We start from the raw sequence: 2,686 nt of genomic DNA, 5'->3' as shown, positions 1-2,686 counted from the left end.
GAAATCTCATAATGCCGATACTTTTAATTCATTTCAGAAAAAATTTCCAGTACTTTCAATGGCGATGGGTATATATGCAGCGTCTCACCCAGCTGAGTACAAAAGCTTCTTCTTAAATCATGGGCTGTCCAGTGAGGGATGCCGACTCGTTCTTGAATGCGGTTAATGGCACGTGACAAAGCCTTGGAACTAAGAGGTTCACCCTGGTGTGCTGAAAGTATAAACTCCGATTGTGAGACCGATTTAAGTGTTTTAAGCATTTCCTGTACTGGCTCAGCTAAATGAATTCTCATAGTTTCATTTTGCTTGGTGTGTTCTTGAGGAATAGTCCAAAGGCTATTTTCAAAATCGGTCTCTGACCAAGTCGCAAGCCTAAGTTCTCCAGACCTTATTCCAGTATGTAGAATAAGCTTGATGGCTAATTTGATTTGGATGGACATGCGATTGTTGCTGCTATTTAAAAATCGCAGTAATTCTTTTATTTCATGAATTGTTAAATAACGCGCTCGGGGTTTCTCTATGCCTCCAATATCACGACTTTGTAACAATAAGGCGGGATTTTCAGTCATTGCACCACGCCTGACCCCATAACTGAATGCTTGTTTAAGGGCTGCCAGTACTTTATTGGCATGGACTGGCGCACCACGCTTAACAATCTTATCTAATGCTTTAGTAACCATTGCAGGAGAAAGGTTGGTCAATTCAATATCCCCAAGCAACGGAATAATATCTGCATCTATTAGCTGTTTAATTTGAAGTGGCTGTTTGCGTTCTTTTTCAATGTAACTCGTATACCATGCAAGTACTAACTTGCTGACTGTATTTGTCCGTGCTTCTTTTTGATAACTAATAATTTCCTTAGGATTTTTTCCATCACGGCGCAATTGACTCAATTCAATAAATTGCTTTTTAGCATTAGCCAAGCTCATTGCGGGGTAATGACCAAGCGTTATTTTGTCGGTTTTGTCCGCTATTTTGTAACGATAAATCCAACTTTTAATTCCATTGGGGGTGACACGAATGCCAAAGCCTGCTCCCTCATATTCCTCATAACGGGTAGCACGTGGTTTCATTCCTTTGATGTAGGTGTCAGTAAAATTAGTCATTACAGCCTCATTAATTCTTGGGGTACACTTAAATTTGCTCTCAAGTGAAATTGTTTGAGATTGTTTGAATGTGATGATATGGTTTAAATGCATGTATATCAAGGGTTATAAGCGATTTTTGAATTTAAATGAAATCGAATGATATCGTTAGTGGAAAGCATGGGGTGCTAGTGGTCGAAGGTTCAAATCCTTCCGTCCCGACCAATAGAATCAATGAGTTAGTAAACACCCCAGCAAGCTTCAATATCAAGTCGATCCAAAAAACGATCCAAAATTCTGTGGATACTCTCTGGTTTAATCATCATGTCTTATGAGGCTTAGTTGAGTATGGAAGAACTAGAAGAACGATCAGGTATTCAAAAACACACGTTTGAATCCTATTTATCGATAGCTTCTTCACGTTCATGTACTGAGTATTGGGAAATATTTGCAAAAGCAGCAAAAAATGAAAATGACCTGATTTACAAAGACAAACTTGAACTATTAAGAGATGTAACTTCTTATTGTTTTAATTTTGATGATTTTTCACGGAATCCTTTTCGACCATTATTTCATTTTTATCAAGAAGGTAGATCTCCTCTTATAGAAGATTTGGATGATAAAAAAATTGAATTGCTTTCTGTGCTGCTAGAGGAAGTAAAAGATCTGGAATTGAAAGCCAGAATCGCAGATGTTTTACATTTCTGTAAAAAGAAAAATCGTCTTCAATACGCGCAAATCGCTGTGGACTCATACCTTAGTTGCTTAAACAATAATAGTTATCCACGTTATGAATATTTAGATCGTGTGAAAAGATTGTCGCAACTTGCAATAAAATTTATTAAAGGAGCTGCACATATTACTGAATGTGTTGTGGATTTTTTTAATGTAGAGATCCAAAGTGAACTAGATCAAAAAAATTACTATCCTGTGATTGAGTTGCTCCACATTTTTGCTCAGTATGAGCTAATAGAAGCAAATAAAAAAGAATATTATGCTACTTTATGCTGTGAATTAGTTACAAAGCTCGAAGAAGCTGAAATGTTAAAAGCTGCTGAAATAGGGTATGAAGTTGCTATTGAATATTTTTCTTCTACCGAACAGCAAAAAAAACTGTTACAGACTAGCTTTGCACAATTATGTATAAAAATTTCCAACATTGAGACACCCATTCAAAAATTACATTACCTGCGAAAAGCTATTGTGTTGTATAGGCAAGCTGGTAGTGTTGCTAATAAGGTCATAATTGAATCTTTAGAATTACAATTACCTGATGCTACAAAACGAGCATGGGTAGGTAATATGAAGCAATACCAAGTTAATGCAGATATTACTAATGGTATTAAATCGTTAGAGAATTCTTTATTAAATACTTCCTTAAAGGATAAGCTCGTACAACTGACTTCTATAGATAATTTCTTAGATAAAAACATGGCTATATCTTATGTTCAGGGATGTTTACAGGGTGGTTTTTTAAAATCAGGGATTGCTGAAATATATGACAGCAATTTAAATTTACAACACACATCTATACCCATCGCCATTGAAAGTACTGGAAATTTTTTCTGAAATGAATTAAAAGTATCGGCATTATGAGATTT

2 protein-coding genes are annotated in these 2,686 nt (G+C 35.8%); one reads left to right on the top strand and one right to left on the bottom strand.

All coding sequences use genetic code 11. The annotated features are described in order from the left end of the window. Window positions 1-23: 23 nt before the first annotated feature. On the bottom strand, window positions 24-1,106 hold the full coding sequence (locus ACQY7T_RS09330) for a tyrosine-type recombinase/integrase (protein ID WP_428412909.1): 1,083 nt from the start codon (window positions 1,104-1,106) through the stop codon (window positions 24-26). A gap of 327 nt (window positions 1,107-1,433) precedes the next feature. Here ACQY7T_RS09330 and ACQY7T_RS09325 point away from each other — a divergent pair, with 327 nt between their 5' ends. Next, window positions 1,434-2,654, top strand: a complete 1,221-nt coding sequence (locus tag ACQY7T_RS09325) for a DUF7380 domain-containing protein (protein ID WP_428412907.1) — start codon at window positions 1,434-1,436, stop codon at window positions 2,652-2,654. The last annotated feature ends 32 nt before the right edge of the window (window positions 2,655-2,686 follow it).

Origin of the sequence: Legionella sp. (assembly GCF_965140895.1) — a bacterium.
Classification (GTDB): domain Bacteria; phylum Pseudomonadota; class Gammaproteobacteria; order Legionellales; family Legionellaceae; genus Legionella.
Note: the sequence above shows the minus strand (reverse complement) of the source record. Positions and strands in the feature narration are given on the sequence as shown.